This is a genomic window from Pseudoalteromonas sp. NJ631 (genome assembly GCF_000276645.1).
In the GTDB taxonomy this organism is placed as follows: Bacteria; Pseudomonadota; Gammaproteobacteria; order Enterobacterales; family Alteromonadaceae; genus Pseudoalteromonas; species Pseudoalteromonas piscicida.
The window spans coordinates 35,536-51,952 of the sequence record NZ_AKXJ01000003.1 but is presented as its reverse complement, the minus strand read 5'-3'; the positions used below and the strand labels follow the sequence as shown (position 1 = coordinate 51,952).

Annotated in this window: 18 protein-coding genes; 4 read left to right on the top strand and 14 right to left on the bottom strand. The window is 44.5% G+C overall.

The features are described from left to right. Positions 1-47: 47 nt before the first annotated feature. From hemW to A587_RS0107070, 6 genes are read right to left on the bottom strand one after another with little or no spacing between them, the layout of a single operon-like run. Positions 48-1,184 (bottom strand): radical SAM family heme chaperone HemW, encoded by a 1,137-nt coding sequence (gene hemW, locus A587_RS0107095; protein ID WP_017217012.1) that lies wholly within the window; start codon positions 1,182-1,184, stop codon positions 48-50. Continuing rightward, positions 1,181-1,774, bottom strand: a complete 594-nt coding sequence (locus A587_RS0107090; RefSeq protein WP_017217011.1) for an XTP/dITP diphosphatase — start codon at positions 1,772-1,774, stop codon at positions 1,181-1,183. The genes hemW and A587_RS0107090 overlap by 4 nt, the downstream gene beginning before the upstream one ends. Before the next feature lie 7 nt (positions 1,775-1,781). After that, the gene (locus A587_RS0107085) at positions 1,782-2,216 is read right to left on the bottom strand and encodes a DUF4426 domain-containing protein (protein ID WP_010379019.1); all 435 of its coding nucleotides are present in this window, start codon (positions 2,214-2,216) and stop codon (positions 1,782-1,784) included. Positions 2,217-2,226: 10 nt separating this feature from the next. Beyond that, on the bottom strand, positions 2,227-2,760 hold the full coding sequence (locus A587_RS0107080; RefSeq protein ID WP_010379021.1) for a YggT family protein: 534 nt from the start codon (positions 2,758-2,760) through the stop codon (positions 2,227-2,229). Positions 2,761-2,769: 9 nt separating this feature from the next. Then, positions 2,770-3,591, bottom strand: coding sequence for a pyrroline-5-carboxylate reductase (gene proC, locus A587_RS0107075; RefSeq protein ID WP_017217010.1), 822 nt, complete (start codon positions 3,589-3,591; stop codon positions 2,770-2,772). Between the two features lie 13 nt (positions 3,592-3,604). Then, a complete protein-coding gene (locus tag A587_RS0107070; protein WP_017217009.1) occupies positions 3,605-4,288 on the bottom strand; it encodes a YggS family pyridoxal phosphate-dependent enzyme in 684 nt (227 codons plus the stop codon). A 30-nt stretch (positions 4,289-4,318) separates the two neighbouring features. On the opposite strand from A587_RS0107070, the gene A587_RS0107065 reads away from it, so the two are divergent. From A587_RS0107065 to A587_RS0107055, 3 genes are read left to right on the top strand one after another with little or no spacing between them, the layout of a single operon-like run. Further along, entirely contained in the window at positions 4,319-5,365 is a 1,047-nt protein-coding gene (locus A587_RS0107065) for a type IV pilus twitching motility protein PilT (RefSeq protein ID WP_010379026.1), read from the top strand. A gap of 14 nt (positions 5,366-5,379) precedes the next feature. Beyond that, the gene (locus tag A587_RS0107060; RefSeq protein ID WP_010607713.1) at positions 5,380-6,501 is read left to right on the top strand and encodes a PilT/PilU family type 4a pilus ATPase; all 1,122 of its coding nucleotides are present in this window, start codon (positions 5,380-5,382) and stop codon (positions 6,499-6,501) included. Beyond that, positions 6,479-7,366 carry a hypothetical protein gene (locus A587_RS0107055; RefSeq protein WP_017217008.1) on the top strand — a complete coding sequence of 296 codons (888 nt, stop codon included), beginning with the start codon at positions 6,479-6,481 and terminating at the stop codon, positions 7,364-7,366. The genes A587_RS0107060 and A587_RS0107055 overlap by 23 nt, the downstream gene beginning before the upstream one ends. A gap of 12 nt (positions 7,367-7,378) precedes the next feature. On the opposite strand, the gene A587_RS0107050 is transcribed toward A587_RS0107055, so the two are convergent. The 7 genes from A587_RS0107050 to A587_RS0107020 form a co-directional block, all read right to left on the bottom strand. Continuing rightward, positions 7,379-8,419 carry an alpha/beta hydrolase gene (locus tag A587_RS0107050; protein WP_017217007.1) on the bottom strand — a complete coding sequence of 347 codons (1,041 nt, stop codon included), beginning with the start codon at positions 8,417-8,419 and terminating at the stop codon, positions 7,379-7,381. A 218-nt stretch (positions 8,420-8,637) separates the two neighbouring features. Continuing rightward, positions 8,638-9,087: a Holliday junction resolvase RuvX gene (gene ruvX / locus A587_RS0107045; protein WP_017217006.1), complete on the bottom strand. Its 450-nt coding sequence runs from the start codon at positions 9,085-9,087 to the stop codon at positions 8,638-8,640. A 42-nt stretch (positions 9,088-9,129) separates the two neighbouring features. Continuing rightward, on the bottom strand, positions 9,130-9,687 hold the full coding sequence (locus tag A587_RS0107040) for a YqgE/AlgH family protein (protein ID WP_017217005.1): 558 nt from the start codon (positions 9,685-9,687) through the stop codon (positions 9,130-9,132). Between the two features lie 19 nt (positions 9,688-9,706). Next, complete coding sequence (gshB, locus tag A587_RS0107035; RefSeq protein WP_017217004.1) at positions 9,707-10,666, bottom strand: glutathione synthase; 960 nt, start codon at positions 10,664-10,666, stop codon at positions 9,707-9,709. A gap of 57 nt (positions 10,667-10,723) precedes the next feature. Next, entirely contained in the window at positions 10,724-11,458 is a 735-nt protein-coding gene (rsmE, locus tag A587_RS0107030; protein WP_017217003.1) for a 16S rRNA (uracil(1498)-N(3))-methyltransferase, read from the bottom strand. A 62-nt stretch (positions 11,459-11,520) separates the two neighbouring features. Next, positions 11,521-12,018, bottom strand: a complete 498-nt coding sequence (locus A587_RS0107025) for a hypothetical protein (protein WP_010379041.1) — start codon at positions 12,016-12,018, stop codon at positions 11,521-11,523. An 11-nt stretch (positions 12,019-12,029) separates the two neighbouring features. Next, positions 12,030-12,923 carry a DUF350 domain-containing protein gene (locus tag A587_RS0107020; protein WP_017217002.1) on the bottom strand — a complete coding sequence of 298 codons (894 nt, stop codon included), beginning with the start codon at positions 12,921-12,923 and terminating at the stop codon, positions 12,030-12,032. Positions 12,924-13,002: 79 nt separating this feature from the next. Here A587_RS0107020 and glnE point away from each other — a divergent pair, with 79 nt between their 5' ends. Next, a complete protein-coding gene (gene glnE / locus A587_RS0107015) occupies positions 13,003-15,798 on the top strand; it encodes a bifunctional [glutamate--ammonia ligase]-adenylyl-L-tyrosine phosphorylase/[glutamate--ammonia-ligase] adenylyltransferase (protein ID WP_017217001.1) in 2,796 nt (931 codons plus the stop codon). On the opposite strand, the gene A587_RS0107010 is transcribed toward glnE, so the two are convergent. Next, the gene (locus A587_RS0107010) at positions 15,795-16,403 is read right to left on the bottom strand and encodes a TcpQ domain-containing protein (RefSeq protein WP_017217000.1); all 609 of its coding nucleotides are present in this window, start codon (positions 16,401-16,403) and stop codon (positions 15,795-15,797) included. The genes glnE and A587_RS0107010 overlap by 4 nt on opposite strands. Between the last annotated feature and the right edge of the window lie 14 nt (positions 16,404-16,417).

The window sequence follows — 16,417 nt, the reverse complement described above, 5'->3', positions numbered from 1 at the left end:
TTCATGCGGGTTGCAGTGAATATCACCCGCATAATTTCTATATCTTATTAAACAAATAACTCTAGCAGATCGTTGAGGTATCGGTGGCCTTTATTTGTAACTAGCCATGAATCGTTGGTTTCCTCAATCAAACCCTTATCTACGGCCTCAGCAATTTGCGTTGCAATAGCGCTAAGTTCAAGACCAGTGTAGTCAATAAACTGTTGTTTTGATGCGGCAGTTTTTAAACGGAACACATTCATAAAAAACTCAAATGGTCTGTCATCGCTTGCAACATGCCACTGCTCATACAAATAGGGTTTACTCAGATCCATATAGCCGCGAGGGTGCTTTACCTTTACGGTTCTTAAGATCTGTTGCTGCTCAGGCAAAGTGATTTTGCCATGCGCACCACAGCCGATCCCGAGATAATCGCCAAATTGCCAATAATTCAAGTTATGTCGACATTGAAATCCCGCTTTGGCATAGCCTGAGATCTCATATTGCTGGTAGCCGTGCTCTGCAAGTAGTGCCTGACCTTGTTCTTGGATGTCCCACAGTGTTTCATCCTCAGGTAAAACCGGAGGCTTAGAGGCAAACTGCGTATTTGGCTCAATGGTTAATTGATACCAAGAAAGGTGTGGCGGTGTCATTGCAATGGCTTTTTCTAAATCACTTAAGGCGTCGCTAACAGATTGATTGGGAAGACCATGCATCAAATCAAGATTAAAGCTGTTTAACCCTGCTTGATGGGCTTCTTGAGCGGCGTTTAGCGCTTCTTGCTCGCCATGAATACGACCAAGTTGAGTAAGCTTTTCCTGTTGCAAGCTTTGCACACCTATCGAAATACGATTGATGCCAGCCGCAACATAATGCTTAAAACGATCTGTCTCAACTGTGCCTGGATTTGCTTCTAAAGTGACTTCAATGTCATCCTCAAAACCAATTAGCGCCTCAATTTCACTGAGTAAATAGCGGTACGCTTCACCTGAAAGCAGGCTAGGGGTGCCACCGCCAATAAAGATACTACTGAGTTTACGGCCCTGAACATAGTGAAGATCGGCTTTGATATCGTGGAGCAAATGTTGAATATATTCCGTTTCAGGAATATCGCCCTTTTTACCATGGCTGTTGAAATCACAGTAAGGACACTTTTGCACGCACCAAGGTACGTGCACATAAAGACTTAATGGAGGTAGTTTCACGCGAGGCCTTGAAAGTGACTGACGAGTTGTTTAAGTGCCTGTCCTCTATGGCTGATTGCGTTTTTTTCTTCCTTGGTTAGCTCTGCTGATGTGCAGTCTAAACCTTGTACCTTAAAGATTGGGTCGTAACCGAACCCTTCTCGGCCTTGTTGCGTTGTGGTGATTTCACCTTCCCAACTGGCCTGACAAATAATCGGCGTTGGGTCGTCAGCGTGGCGCATATAAACTAAAACACACCAAAAACGGGCGCTGCGCTCAGTTTGTTCACCAAGCGCTGCGAGTAAGTGATCAATATTTTTTTGGTCGTCGGCGTTTGCGCCAGCATAACGCGCTGAATATACTCCAGGTGCGCCGTTTAATGCGTCTACCTCAAGGCCTGAGTCATCGGCAATGGCAGGCAAGCCAGAAATCTTAGCAGCATGACGAGCCTTGATAATGGCGTTTTCCACAAAGGTCGTGCCGGTTTCTGCAACCTCTGGCACGTTGAAATCACTTTGCGGTAATACCTCAATGTCATACTGATTTAGCATCACGCTAAGCTCTTTGACTTTACCTTGGTTGCCCGTGGCAAGTACCACTTTATTTGACATATTTTCTCTACTCTACATAAAACTTCTGTGAGAACGTGAGTTTGCGGCTTTGCTTACCTTCACTGATCTCAATGTCGAAACGAAAAATATCTTCATCGTCGTAATCTAATTGGGCAAGGTAGTATATCGCCTCACCTTCTACGACTTCTTTAAACTCTAACTGTACGGTTTTACCAAGTAAGTTTTTGGCGCTACCTGCAACGCGTGCCTTAACCGCTGGTTTTCCTGGCTTGTCGGCCAAGACCGAGATATTCACAATCGCTTTGTTACCACTGCGAATTAAGCCATACGCTTTTGCAATTGTGGGCTGAACAAAAGTAGACGGGAAGGCGATGTAATGCACTTCCCAAGGACCTAAGTCTTTAAATTGGCCGCCTTGTTCATCTTGAGCGAATGCGATTGGTGCAAGCAGCATCATTAACGCAATAATAAATGGTTTCATTGGGATGCTCCTATCTCAGTAAATCCATCATTAGGATCTGCAAAAATTGCATGCCGATAATTAAGACTAAAATAGATAAGTCCAGTCCACCTAGTGGTGGTATCACTTTCCGAATAGGTCTTAGCATCGGCTCTGTTAATTGCTCGAACACTGCGGCAACTGGATTGTAGCCTTGCGCTACCCAACTTAAGATGGCGCGAATAATAAGGATCCAGAACACCAAACTAAATGCTTCTTTAACTACGGTAATAGCGCCGCCAATCAAGGCGCCTAAGGCATCAAAGTAGCCACCGAATAACGCCATCAGCGTCGCCATTTTGGCAAAACCAATAATGAATGCCAGCACCAAAGAGGCAAGATCTAAACCGCCCACACCCGGAATGATTTTTCTCAGTGGGTTCACGGCAAAAGAGGTCGCTTTAACAACCGCTTGGCTTAGCGGGTTATAAAAGTCCGCTTTGACAAGCTGCAACCAGAATCGTAGTAATACGACCATTAAAAATAGATCAAATACGATCCCGACTAAAAATTGCATGGCATTCATTGGTCACCTTTAGATTTCTTTTTCCATTGCTTCAGCGCGCGCGATACATGCATCCATCGCGTCCGCTACGGTTTTTGGTAATTGCTGTGCTTTTAAATGCTCAACGGCTGCGTGGGTTGTGCCACCTTTAGAGGTGACGTTAGCGCGTAGCTGAGCGATGCTAATTTCTGGTTGTGATAATGCCATTTCAGCCGCGCCTAGCGCAGTTTGCTGCACAAGCTTTCTGGCTTCCTCAGTACTAAAACCTAGAGCTTTAGCTTTTTCTTCAATGGCTTCCATAAATAAGAAGAAATACGCTGGAGACGAACCTGTTACCGCAATAATGTCGTTGATTTTCGACTCTTCATCAAGCCACAGGGCAATACCCGTGGATGAAAATACTTGCTCAACATAGTTTTTTTCTTCATCGCTGATGTCGACGCCATACAAGCCAGATACACCGCGTCCAAGCAACGATGGCGTATTAGGCATACAGCGCACCATTTTTACCGGTTGGCCGAGCATTTCTCTCAGTCGTGCAACGGTAATTCCGGCGGCGACAGAGATAAACAGTTTATTGCTAATATCAATATCTGCATCTTGAAAGGTCTGACACAGCTCGGCCATCATCTGTGGTTTTACAGACAAGACAATGATGTCAGCCGCGGCGACTGCTTCTAGGTTATCTTGTGTTGTTCTTACCGATAATTGCTCTGCGACTTTGGCAAGTTTCTCTGCATTGCGGTTGGTGGCAATAATAGACTGCGCGTCAAAGCCACTTTTGATCATGCCACCGATAATGGCATAGCTCATATTTCCCGTTCCAATAAATGCAATTGTCTTGTTTGACATTGTGTTATTCACCTCACTGTCGTTTGCCAAAAATATCAGTACCAATGCGAACCATAGTGGAACCTGCTGCAATCGCAGTGTCTAAATCGCCACTCATTCCCATCGATAAGGTATCTAGCTGTTGATATTGGTCCTTTAGTCTATCAAAGCAAGCGCGCATTTGCTGGAAATATTGTAATTGCTTTTGTTTATCATCGGTTTGCTCAGTGATAGTCATTAAGCCACGAAGCTCTAATTGACTACAGTCATTAATAAACTGCGCGAGCGTATCCACCTCATCGGGATGACAACCTGATTTGTTATCATCACCGCTAATATTGACCTGCAACAGCACCTTGAGTGGCTTTAAGTTCGTTGGTCTTTGTTCATTTAGCCTGCGTGCGATTTTCTCTCTATCCACGCTTTGTACCCAATGGAAGTTTTCGGCGACTAATCTTGATTTATTGGACTGGATTGGACCAATAAAGTGCCATTCAAGCGCTTTGTTTTGTTTGAAGTAGGCAACTTTATCAACCGCTTCTTGTACGTAAGATTCACCGAATCGGGTTTGACCTGCCGCAATCGCAGCCTCAATATCGGCGATAGGTTTGGTTTTAGAAACCGCGAGTAATTGTACTGTTTCGCTGAATTGACAGTTTTGCTTGGCTTTTTCTATCCTGCCGTAGGCGTTATCTAAGCGTTCTGCTATTGTAACCATATAGTACTAGTGCTCATTGTGGAGTTATAAATGGATATTACAGAATTATTGGCTTTTAGTGTTCAACACAAAGCATCTGACTTACACCTTTCTTCAGGTGTTTCCCCTATGATCCGTGTTGACGGGGACGTACGTCGGGTGAATATCCCGCCGTTAGAAGCAAAAGACGTCAGCAGCCTCATCTACGATATTATGAATGATAATCAACGTCGTGACTATGAGCAAAACCTTGAGGTAGATTTCTCGTTCGAAGTGCCAAATCTGGCGCGTTTTCGTGTTAACGCCTTTAATTCAAATCGTGGTCCTGCAGCGGTGTTCCGTACCATTCCAAATCAAGTGCTGAGCTTAGATGATTTGGGGGCACCAGACATTTTTACCAAGATTTCCGACAACCCACGTGGCTTAGTATTGGTAACCGGCCCGACAGGTTCTGGTAAATCAACCACGCTAGCTGCGATGGTGGATTATATAAATAACAACAAACATCACCATATTCTAACCATCGAAGATCCGATTGAATTTGTTCATGACAACAAGCAAAGTCTTATCAACCAACGTGAAGTACATAGAGACACGCACAGCTTTAACGCGGCGCTGAGAAGCGCACTCCGTGAAGACCCAGACGTTATTTTGGTCGGTGAATTACGTGATCTTGAGACCATTCGTTTAGCGCTAACTGCCGCGGAAACAGGTCACCTAGTATTTGGTACTTTGCATACTACCTCTGCGCCTAAAACTATCGACCGTATTGTGGATGTGTTCCCTGGTGAAGAAAAAGATATGGTGCGCTCTATGCTGTCAGAGTCGCTACAAGCGGTGATTTCACAAACGCTGGTGAAAAAAGTTGGCGGCGGGCGAATTGCGGCACATGAAATCATGCTCGGGATCCCAGCTATTCGTAACCTTATTCGTGAAGACAAGATTGCACAGATGTATTCGGCAATTCAAACCGGTGCAATGCACGGCATGCAGACCATGGATCAATGCCTTACAAATCTATTAAACCGTGGTTTGATCACACAGCAGGATGCGCGTGCAAAAGCCCATGACAAAAATCAGTTTAATAGCGGCTATTAGGTAGTGGTGTAGCGATGAATATAGAACCGTTTTTGCAAACGATGGCTAATCAGCAAGCATCCGACTTATTCGTCTCGGCAGGGCTTGCGGTGAGCGCCAAAATTGATGGCGAACTGAGAGCGTTAAGTGAAGAAAGCTTAGATGCCGAGCAGTCACTGAATCTTGTTACCTCAATTATGAGCGACAAGCAAAAGCAAGAATTCTTTAATACTAAAGAGTGTAACTTTGCGATTGCTAACGATATTGGGCGTTTTCGTGTTTCAGCATTTTGGCAACGGGATTGTGCGGGCATGGTTATCCGCCGTATCGTTACTGCTATTCCAGATGTCAATGAGCTCGGTTTGCCGTCGGTCCTGACCGATGTGATTATGTCCAAACGTGGCTTGGTGTTATTTGTGGGTGGTACGGGCACGGGTAAGTCAACCTCGCTTGCGGCACTACTCGGCTATCGTAATCGTAATCAACGTGGCCATATTTTGACCATTGAAGATCCTATTGAGTTTGTGCATCAACACCAAAAAAGCATCATTACTCAGCGTGAAGTGGGCATTGATACTGACAGTTTCGAATCTGCCTTGAAAAGCTCATTACGCCAAGCGCCAGATGTTATTTTAATTGGTGAGATTCGCTCGCAAGAAACCATGGAATATGCACTGAGTTTTGCTGAAACGGGGCATTTATGCGTTGCAACTTTACATGCCAATAATGCCAATCAGGCCATCGACCGTATCATGCACTTAGTTCCTAAAGAAAAGCACGATAAACTGAAGTACGATTTGGCGCTGAACTTGCGCGCTATTGTGGCACAACAACTTGTGCCTTCTTCAAAAGGTGAAGGTCGAGAGGCGGCCATTGAAGTGTTACTTAACTCCCCACTCGTTGCCGAACTTATTAAAAAAGGCGATATTGGCTCAATTAAAGAGGCAATGGCAAAATCGAAAGACATGGGCATGCAAACCTTTGATCAAGCGTTGTTTGAGCTCTATAAACAACAGCGGATCAATTATGCCGATGCACTACATCATGCTGACTCGCCAAATGATCTGCGCCTCATGATCAAGCTTCAAAATAACGAACAAAAAGGTGCGGGCTTCCTACAAGGGGTTACGGTAGATGGGTTGGATTCGAAGAACTAAACGCAGCTATCTATTCTTCGCTTTTGTGCTGAGCTTTGCTGGTGTACTTAATGCCAGCGAAGCACTTAATGTCTTTATTAGAGATGATGTCCTCGCTGATTATCAACGTTTTGTTGGTGAACGCGACGTCACAAAAGTCACCGATTTTAGTGGCCAATATTTACGCCGTGATGTTGTCGATATGGTGATAGCACAGCAAGCTTTGCAAAAAGGTGGCTTCGACAAAGCATTTATTTTTACGCCTGGTTTTGTCAGTTTTCGTGAATCCAATTTGCTTGAAAAAGGGGAACAACTACTTCACTTTGATAGTTATTGGAAAGCAGATCTTGAAAATAAAGGTCGGCTGCTTTTTATCAGTGAGCCTGTTATTCAAAAAGGTCAGTATTTTGCTGGTATTTATCACGGGATAGATAATCAAAAAGTAAAGCAGCTAAAAGAGGAGCAAGGGCTCACCCAGCTAACTTCGGTATCCAACCCTAAGTGGCAGACCGATTGGCAAACCTTGGAGTCACTTCCGCTTAAACAGCTTTATGCTGAACCCGATTGGATGTCACAAGCGCGTATGGTGAGCAAAGGTTGGGTCGACTTTATGTTGATGCCGCTTATGCCTAAGCTAGATAATCGTTTTGTTTTGGAAGATGTTGAGCTCATTGCTAATGAGCATCTAGTTGTGCTGTTAAACGATAGCAGACATTTTGCGGTGTCTCGGCTTCACCCAGAAGGTGAGCGAGCGTTTGCTGCATTACAAAAAGGCCTAGCAATACTACGTGAGCAAGGCCGGATCACTAGCGCGTATCAGCAAGCAGGGTTAATACCTGATTTGAAGAAGTACCAAGTCGTAAACCCTACACAGGAGCTACGCTAGTCATTCATACAGCTATTCGCGGGGAGAACTACTTTGCAACTTCACCCACTTGACGATAGTTTCGATTGCATTGGGAGCAAAGTGGTTTTTTTTAATCGAGAAAATCGCATCAAGTGGCAGCTCTGGTTTCATTAAACTGTGTGCAGCATCGGTAATAGTGATTTGTTCTAGCTTGGCGTTTATTTGACTTGAGTTTGCAAAAGCGCGTGCAAACTCTAATTGGCTATGTTCTATGTCGACATGAAAATCGCTGTCGCCATAAATTGCTAGCATTGGTAAGTTTAGTCGAGTAAAACCTTCAAATACATCTGCCTCAATATTTTTTCTAACGAAATTATAGCGTGCTTCATCTTCAATAGGCTTTGGCATAAAAGGGTCTTGATGCAACGCCGCGGAAATATATTGGTCGTATCCTGCTTTGATAAGTTGCATCTCTTCAATGCTCAGCTGCTCGATACGTGCTATCGCCGCATCATCATCTGCACTGATCTTTTCTTCCTCTATCAATCGTACCCACATACTGTATTGACTCTGGGCCTGCCAGTTTGCAGCCCCTCCAACCAGTACCATAAACTTGATATTTTCCTCGTCGTACAAGTTCGAAAATACCCAACTTGCTTGACTAAATCCTAGCACGGCTATTTTATTTTGCCGATAACCGGTGTTACGCAGGTATCGAATTGCATCTTTTACTTCGGTAGCTCTATCATCCATAGATTGCGATAACCAGTTGCCTTGTGAGTTACCTACTCCTGGTTTGTCCCACGAGAAAGTAGCAATATTTGCACTTACTAAAGATTGTATTATGGGTAAATAATAGCCTTTTGCCGTAGTGTCCATTGCTCCATCACCATGAACAAAAATAACGATAGTATCTGTTTCTGTGAGGCTTTTAGGAGTATAGAGTCGTCCTTCAAGCTGGTGCTCGAAGGAATCGAAGGTATGCGTTGTATATTGAAGTTTGCCTTGTTCTGACTGATTGTTACAGGCAGATAATATACAAGCTAAAAAACAAGAGAATATTGTTACTAAGAGTTTGTGCTGTACTACCATGAGTTTTTCCTTAACCGGATGAGTCAGCAAACTATATGAGAATTTCATGTTAGAAACTGTGAGTAGTCGTCAAATTATTAGATTGATATTGTTTGAAGGGGTTAGAGTAAAGAAGCACTAATAGGTGCTCGATATGGCGAATTTTTACAGTTAGCTGCGCCTTTAATATCAATTATATAGTTGATATTAAAGGTCAACAGAATAAAGAGTTAGGCTAGCTATTCCCACATTGCTTCAAAGTAGCTTTCAAGAATGATACAAGCAGACATGCCGTCTACCTTACCTTTTGCAAGGTTCTTATAGCCACCTTGTTCGAATAAGCGTGCTCTGGCGTCTGCTGTCGTCAAACGCTCATCTTGTGTTTCTACCGGCAAGCGGAAGTGGTTATGCAGGCGGTTGGCAAACTTTTTTGCTCTGAATGTTAAATCTTGATTGGTACCATCCATATTCAGTGGTAGACCAACCACTAATAAATCAGGTTGCCATTCGTTAATAAATACGGCGATGTCATCCCAATTTGGAATGCCATCGTTTGCCTTAACAGCACCTAAACTTGATGCGGTTGCAGTGATTTCTTGGCCGATAGCCAAGCCGATACTTTTAGTGCCAAAGTCAAACCCGATGACGCTACGTTTACCTTTAGGCACTTTTTCTTTTTTGTTTTCCATGAATACTTCGTTTATTAACCTAAGCTCAAAATGACAGGCTAGTTACGCATGACCCGCTTGCGAGCTTAATTGTGCAACGTCGATACCAAGCATTTGCACTGCTTTTTCCCAACGCTTTTCGGGTGGCGTATTAAATATGATTTCGGGGTCTGCCTCAACGACTAACCAAGTGTTTTCTTTCAGTTCTTTCTCAAGTTGACCACTTACCCATCCGGCGTAGCCCAAGGTGATGATAAACCCTTCGGGAGAGTGTGCCGATGTTAAAGAAGCTAAGACATCTTTTGATGTGGTGATCATAATCTCAGAGCTAAGCTCTTGGCTTGAGGCGTAACCAAGTTTTGGCGTATGTAATACAAAACCTCTGTCGGTGTGAACAGGCCCACCGGCGTAGATATTTACCTTAGCCGCTTGGCTAGATTTGTCGTTATCGATATCAATTTGATCAAGCAATTCGCCCACGGTGATATCGATAGGGTGGTTTACCACCAATCCCATCGCGCCATCTTCGCTGTGTTCACAAAGATAGGTTACCGTATGATTGAAAAAAGGGTCGTCCATGCTGGGCATTGCCACTAAAAAGTGATTAGCGAGTGATTTCATAACCAGACCCCCTTAATGGTTAGTGTTTAGTATGGTCGAGTTTTCGCTCGATCGCATCATAAAACTTATCCATAATTGAAATGTCATATGCCGCTTCAATTTCTTTCACGCAAGTTGGTGCGGTCACATTGATTTCGGTAAGCTTATCGCCAATGATATCTAGGCCAACGAATATCAGGCCCTTAGCCTTCAACGTTGGGGCAATAGCTTCGGCAATGTTACGGTCCGATTCGCTAATAGGTCTTGCTTCACCACGGCCACCTGCCGCAAGATTACCACGAGTTTCACCGCCTTGTGGAATACGAGCCAAGCAGTACGGCATCACTTCACCATCTACCACTAACACGCGCTTATCACCGTCTTTAATGGCTGGTATATAGTTCTGCGCCATCGCATAGCGAGAACCATGCTCGGTAAGTGTTTCGCAGATGACACCAATATTTGCGTCATCTTGTTTCACTCTAAAAATAGACGCGCCACCCATTCCATCCAAAGGCTTGAGAATGATATCGCCATGTTTAGCTAAAAACTCGCGAATTTGTGATTGATTACGCGTGACCAAAGTATCTGGAGTATGTTCGCTAAACCACGCAGTAAAGAGCTTTTCATTGGCGTCGCGTAGGCTTTGTGGTTTATTTACCACAAGCGAACCCGCAAGTTCAGCGCGCTCAAGAATATAAGTGGCGTAAATATATTCAGTGTCAAAAGGCGGATCTTTACGCATTAAAATAACGTCAAGGTCGCCTAAATCGATTTCTTGTTTCTCAGCTAGTTCATACCAATGGGAAGTATCGTCAAATACCTGCGCTTTCGCTGCGGTCGCTTTGGCAACGCCTTGGTACAAGAAAAGGTCATTCATTTCCATGTAATACAATTCATAGCCGCGCTGCTGTGCCGCCAGCATCATGGCAAACCCGGTGTCTTTTTTAATGTTAAAGCCACTGATTGGATCGGAAATGATCCCTAATTTAATCGTCATAGACGCTCCCATTGCGCTTGCTGAGTTTACCCATGATATGGGGGTTGCTCTGTGTATTTAAAGTGCTAAATCGCCGAATTGCAGCTGTAGTGCGCTTAGTACTGTTAGAGCCGCGGTTTCAGTACGAAGTACACGTGGGCCTAAACGGACATCAACAAACCGCTGTTGAGCGGTGGCGTCTAGCTCCTCATCGGTAAAGCCGCCTTCAGGCCCCACTAAAAAGCGGATCCCAGACTGGGTATACGGCAGTGTTTTTATTGAATGTTCGGCGCGAGGGTGGAGTGTGATTTTTAACTCGTCGCTTTGCTGTGCAAGCCATTCAGACAACTCCATCGGCGGGTGAATAACAGTGATGGTATTACGTCCGGATTGCTCGGCTGCGGCAATTGCTATCTTTTGCCATTGCTGGTGTTTTTTTGCTAGACGCTCACCACTTAATTTAACGCCGCAGCGTGTGGTAAACAAAGGAGTAATTTCGCTCACACCCAGCTCTACTGACTTTTGAATAGTGAAGTCCATTTTATCACCGCGAGAAATCCCTTGCCCAAGGTGTATGGCAAGTGGAGATTCTACATTTTTGTCTTCAAATGATTCAGGTACAGCAACGACTTTCTTTTTCCCAACTTCACTTAATTGACATAGGTACTCGCCACCTTGTCCGTTGAACAGGCTGACTTTATCTTTGGTTGTCATTCTAAGCACTCGGCCTATGTGTCCTGCGGCGTCATCATCCAAAGTAACTGGAACACCAATGGTCAACGGCGAGTCTTGATAAATATGTGGAATACGCATAATTCGATTATTCAGTTGCTGTTTTGTGGCAATGGTAAGCGCTCGCGCACGGTTAGTCTATATCATCCTGCCACTTTAGCTTTACCGCATAGTAACCCGGTGAGCTTGGCAAGCATCAAGTCAGGGTCGGGGAGGCCAGCGGTATCCGGATGACAAGATAAGTGATTGATTAATGCTTGTGAGTGCAGTTTAGTGATCTGAAAACCTTGCGGGGATTGTTCGATTAAAAACCGGTGGGGGTGAAGAGAATCAAAAATAAAGCGCTGCTCCTCGGTGGCTAAATGATAGTCCAGAGAATAGAGCAGCACGGCATGAATGTTATGGTGACGATGCAAATAGCTGGCAAGTTCAGAGACGCTGATTTCATTGTCAAAGTCACAATAACAGTAGTCTTTTATTTGCTCTTTAAACATCATCTTAAGCATGTGTTTGGTATTGTCACCCGCGATAATAATGTTGCTGGCTTGGCTAGAGCGCACGTTTTGTAAATGCTCGACGAGTTCTTGGCTAAAATCCCAATTGCTATCTACCAGTAAAAATCCATCACTTAAAGCGTTCATGCAATATTGCGTTACACCGAAAACAAGTTAATAAGTAAATAGCCTATGGAGCAGAAAACCGCAAACTCCAAACATGCGATACCAACGTTATCTTGGTGGTCTACCTCTAAGCCAATATTGACCTTAGGTAAGGATAAATGCAGTAATACGTAGCTACCAATGTAAAGAAAAAGCCACATTACACCGCAATGCATGACAACCGAAAACAAGTTTTCTACCACTTTTGCACCATGGTAGGGAGCGCTGTGCAGCCCCGCATACATGGCTAAAGAGAGGCCGATGGATTTGCCCGCATAACGAATACCAATCGAAGTGTTTCTGAGATTAAAGTTTTGTTGTAAAGAAGCCCCTTGGTTAAACTTGGCAAAACGACTTTCTCTGATTTTACTATCTAGCGTATAAAGCAGCTGCAATAGCATAAAGCCAAGGGCTACGACTAAAAGATCGCTCCAGCCTTTCGGGTGCACCCAATGATATAAACCAAGCACCAATATGGTGTTACCGAGTAACATGCCAGAGTCCACCATCGCGGCGCAGATATTTTGCTTTAAAATCGCTTCTTCTTCGTCAAACTGATACAAAATCCATTTGCGATGGATCCATTGGCCGAAGTATACAAAGGCAATGATCAACCCAATATGTAAGGCCACTTGCAGAGGGTGTGCCTGCGCTCTTACCACGCCTAAATCATTGAATAAATATGCAACACAAATACACAGCATCGTCACTTGACTGGCATAGCTGATCCCAAGTGCAAAGTTGTCACGTTGTGCGAGCTCGTCATCCAGGAGATTGTTGGCGCTACGCTGGAGCATTAAGCGCAGCAAAATAGTCAAACCGCAGACAATGACAAAGCAAATCAAAATCGCTAAAAAGTTGATATTGTTTAAAGACAAATAACTCATACTCGGTGTAAGGTTGTGTTTTAGATAGAGTTACTATAACACTGCTCACAAAGAGAGCCAGCCTACCGTGGAGTTTTTTATGTCGGAATTGTTTGTTCAAGCAGCGCTGAATACGCTTGCTCAAGAGCGTTACCAAATGATTTATGGTGATGCGCCGATGGAGCCCAAACTGGCACGGTTACTGGTGCTGAGTGATTTTGCCGAGCGTACACTTGCACGATTTCCAGAGTGGGGAGCTTGGCTGCTCGATGATACGCAGATGCAAATGCGCGATTGTCCTGATGTGTTTGACTTCTCCGCGCCATTGGTTGAAGAAAAACAAGCTTGGCAGCAGCTGCGTCACTATCGATTAAAGTATTGGCTTAAAGTGATGTGGCTGGATTTGGTTGCAGGCAATGAGATTGATGACAGTATTCGCTATGTTTCCCAGCTGTCCGATACTTTGATTTCAAATGCTTACCAATGGGCGTACTTAAGCGTAGAAGCGCAATCAGGCTCACCAAAAGATGAGGCTGGTAACTCGATACCCATGACGGTATTAGGCATGGGAAAGCTTGGCGGTAAGGAGCTGAACTTTTCCTCTGATATCGATTTGATCTTTGCCTATCCAAGAAGTGTCGACACATCCGGTGGCCGGCGTAGCATTGAGGCGCAAGTTTTTTACACTCGAGTGGCACAAAAACTTATTTCAGCGCTTAATCAAGTTACCATTGATGGCCAAGTATTCAGAGTCGATATGCGTTTAAGACCGTTTGGGGATAGTGGTCCTTTGGTGATGAGCTATGCCGCGATGGAAGACTATTACCAAGACCAAGGTCGAGAGTGGGAGCGCTATGCGATGTTAAAGGCGCGGCCAATTGGTGAGCCGTCGCCGTATTGGCAAGAGTTTTACGACCTAATCCGGCCGTTCGTCTATCGCCGTTATATCGACTTTTCTGTGATAGATTCACTGCGAAAGATGAAAAACATGATTGCCCAAGAGGTGAGACGCAAAGGCTTAACGAATAACATAAAGCTGGGCGCTGGTGGCATTCGAGAAGTAGAGTTTATTGTGCAGGCTTTGCAACTGATACGCGGCGGTCGCGAAACGCCATTACAAACCCCTTCATTGTTACAGGCATTAGAAGAGCTTGAAGCGCTTGATATTGTCCCTGTCGAGGTCAAAAACTGTCTGCATGAGAACTATTTAGTGCTACGTAAAGTTGAGCAATATCTACAAGCATTTGACGACAAACAAACGCAAACTTTACCCGACAACAACTTAGATTGTCTGCGCCTGAGCCACTTATTGCAATGTAACGATTACGCCGAAGTCGAGCAAATGCTAAAGGTTGTGACGCAGCATATCCGGGCTGAGTTTAGCCAAGTCATTGGTGAACCGCCTGAAGAAGAATTAGATGAAGACGATAGCGCGGTTTACGCGTGGCAAACGGGAGAAATTGTTCAGCTAGGCCAGTGCCGAGCTACGCCGTGTTTTGAGACTTGGCAAACTGACTTGATGGAGTTTAAACAAGGGCTAAGTAAAAAGCAGGCGGGCACTCGTGGTCGCGATATTCTCGATAAGTTAATGCCAGCCTTGCTACGAGAGCTTAGTAAACAAAACATGGAGCCGGCGCTCGCTCGCGTGCTCAGTGTGATCAATAAAGTGGCGTCCCGTACTGCATATTTGGAGCTACTTTACGAAAATCACGGTGCGTTGACTCAACTTATCAAACTTTGTTGCCATAGCGCGTGGATTGCTGAGCATATTGCGAAATACCCGATCCTCCTTGATGAGCTTATCGACCCACAAACTCTCTACAAACCTTTGCCATTAACGGCCTATAAAAACGAGATCCAGCAAGCATTTTTACGTATAGATGAGCAAGATGTTGAGCTACAGATGGAAGCGCTGCGACAATTTAAACAAACGCATCAGCTAAAAGTCGCGGCAGCAGACGCCACTGGCGTGTTGGATATTATGAAGGTGAGCGATCATCTAACTGCGCTTGCTGAGGCGATTATCGCAAAAGCCGTCGATATTGCTTGGGGGCATATGGTGGCGCGTTTTGGTGCGCCTGAAGGTGCAACAATAGAAGAAAAAGGCTTTGCTGTAATAGCGTATGGCAAGGCTGGGGGATATGAGCTCGGTTACAACTCAGATCTAGACTTAGTGTTTGTGCATAATCGTGACGGCGAAAGTCAAACTCAGGGTGATAAACCTATCTCTTCAAGACAGTTTTATATGAAGCTAGCACAGCGCTTAATGCATTTGTTCAATACCAAAACACTCTCTGGCATGCTTTACGAATTAGATACTCGACTTCGCCCTGAAGGAAACTCGGGCTTACTCGCTATCAATCTAGAAAGCTTTTACCAATACCAGTTAGAGCAAGCTTGGACGTGGGAGCATCAGGCGCTGGTTAGAGCTCGTATGGTGCTCGGTGAGTCGAAAATGGCCGCGCGATTTGAGGAAATACGCCATGCAATATTAATGCAGCAGCGAGACGTACCAAAATTGGTGGAAGATGTTCGCAATATGCGTGAAAAAATGCGAGCCCACCTTAACCAAGATAGTGACAGTCACTTTGACTTAAAGCAGGGAATTGGCGGCATGACGGATATTGAATTTATCAGTCAGTACATTGTGTTGCGATATAGCAGTCAGTATCCAGCACTTTGTACTTATCCAGATAATATACGTATTTTGGAGCAAGCGGGTGAAGTTGAAGTGATTGATAGTGATGAAATGAAGCACTTAATCTCTGCATATTGTTTGTTTAGAGATCAATATCATTTTAATAGCTTAAACCAATTAGGTAGGGTTGTTGGGCGTGAAGCGTTTGATCAACACGCACAACAAGTCACTCAAGTTTGGCAGCGGGTACTTGCTTAACCCGCTAGCTTACGGCAGTTTTCACGTACATAGATTGGTGGGTTTTCGGTGATAACCGCAGCACGCTCGCGCGGGCAGAAAAATGTGTAGACTTGAAATTCAAAGTCGTCGTTTATCGCCGTTCCAACCTGATAGAGTGCAGAAACAAAGTCGGTATCAAGACGGAAGTTGTATTTCACCACATAATCACGCTCTAGATACCAGAACAGTTCCACACCTTCTTCTTTGGCTTGCTTTGTAAGCACATCTTTAAGTGTGTCTCCCGTATCGAAGCGTCTTGGTTGTTTTTCACCTGTCCATTTAGGGTTAGATGGCTTAACAGCAAGCGCTCTTTGTGCTAGTGCGTCATCAAGAGGATAGGTAGGCTTTCCGAGCGTGATAACGTACTTTTCACGATCAGTATCACGATTGCTCATGCTATTTCTAAAGCTTTCGTAAAATTGCGACAGGCCTTGCGCTGCGACATTGGTGGTTTCCCTAAAGTTCATGTCTTTAGAGGCACCAAAAAGAAAATAGTAGGCAGCCCAAATGAGTAACACACCTAGTGATAGGTGTTTAGTCCAAAACCAGATTGACGATAATTTATTTTTTTTCTTTTTAGCCATTTCAAACTACTCCA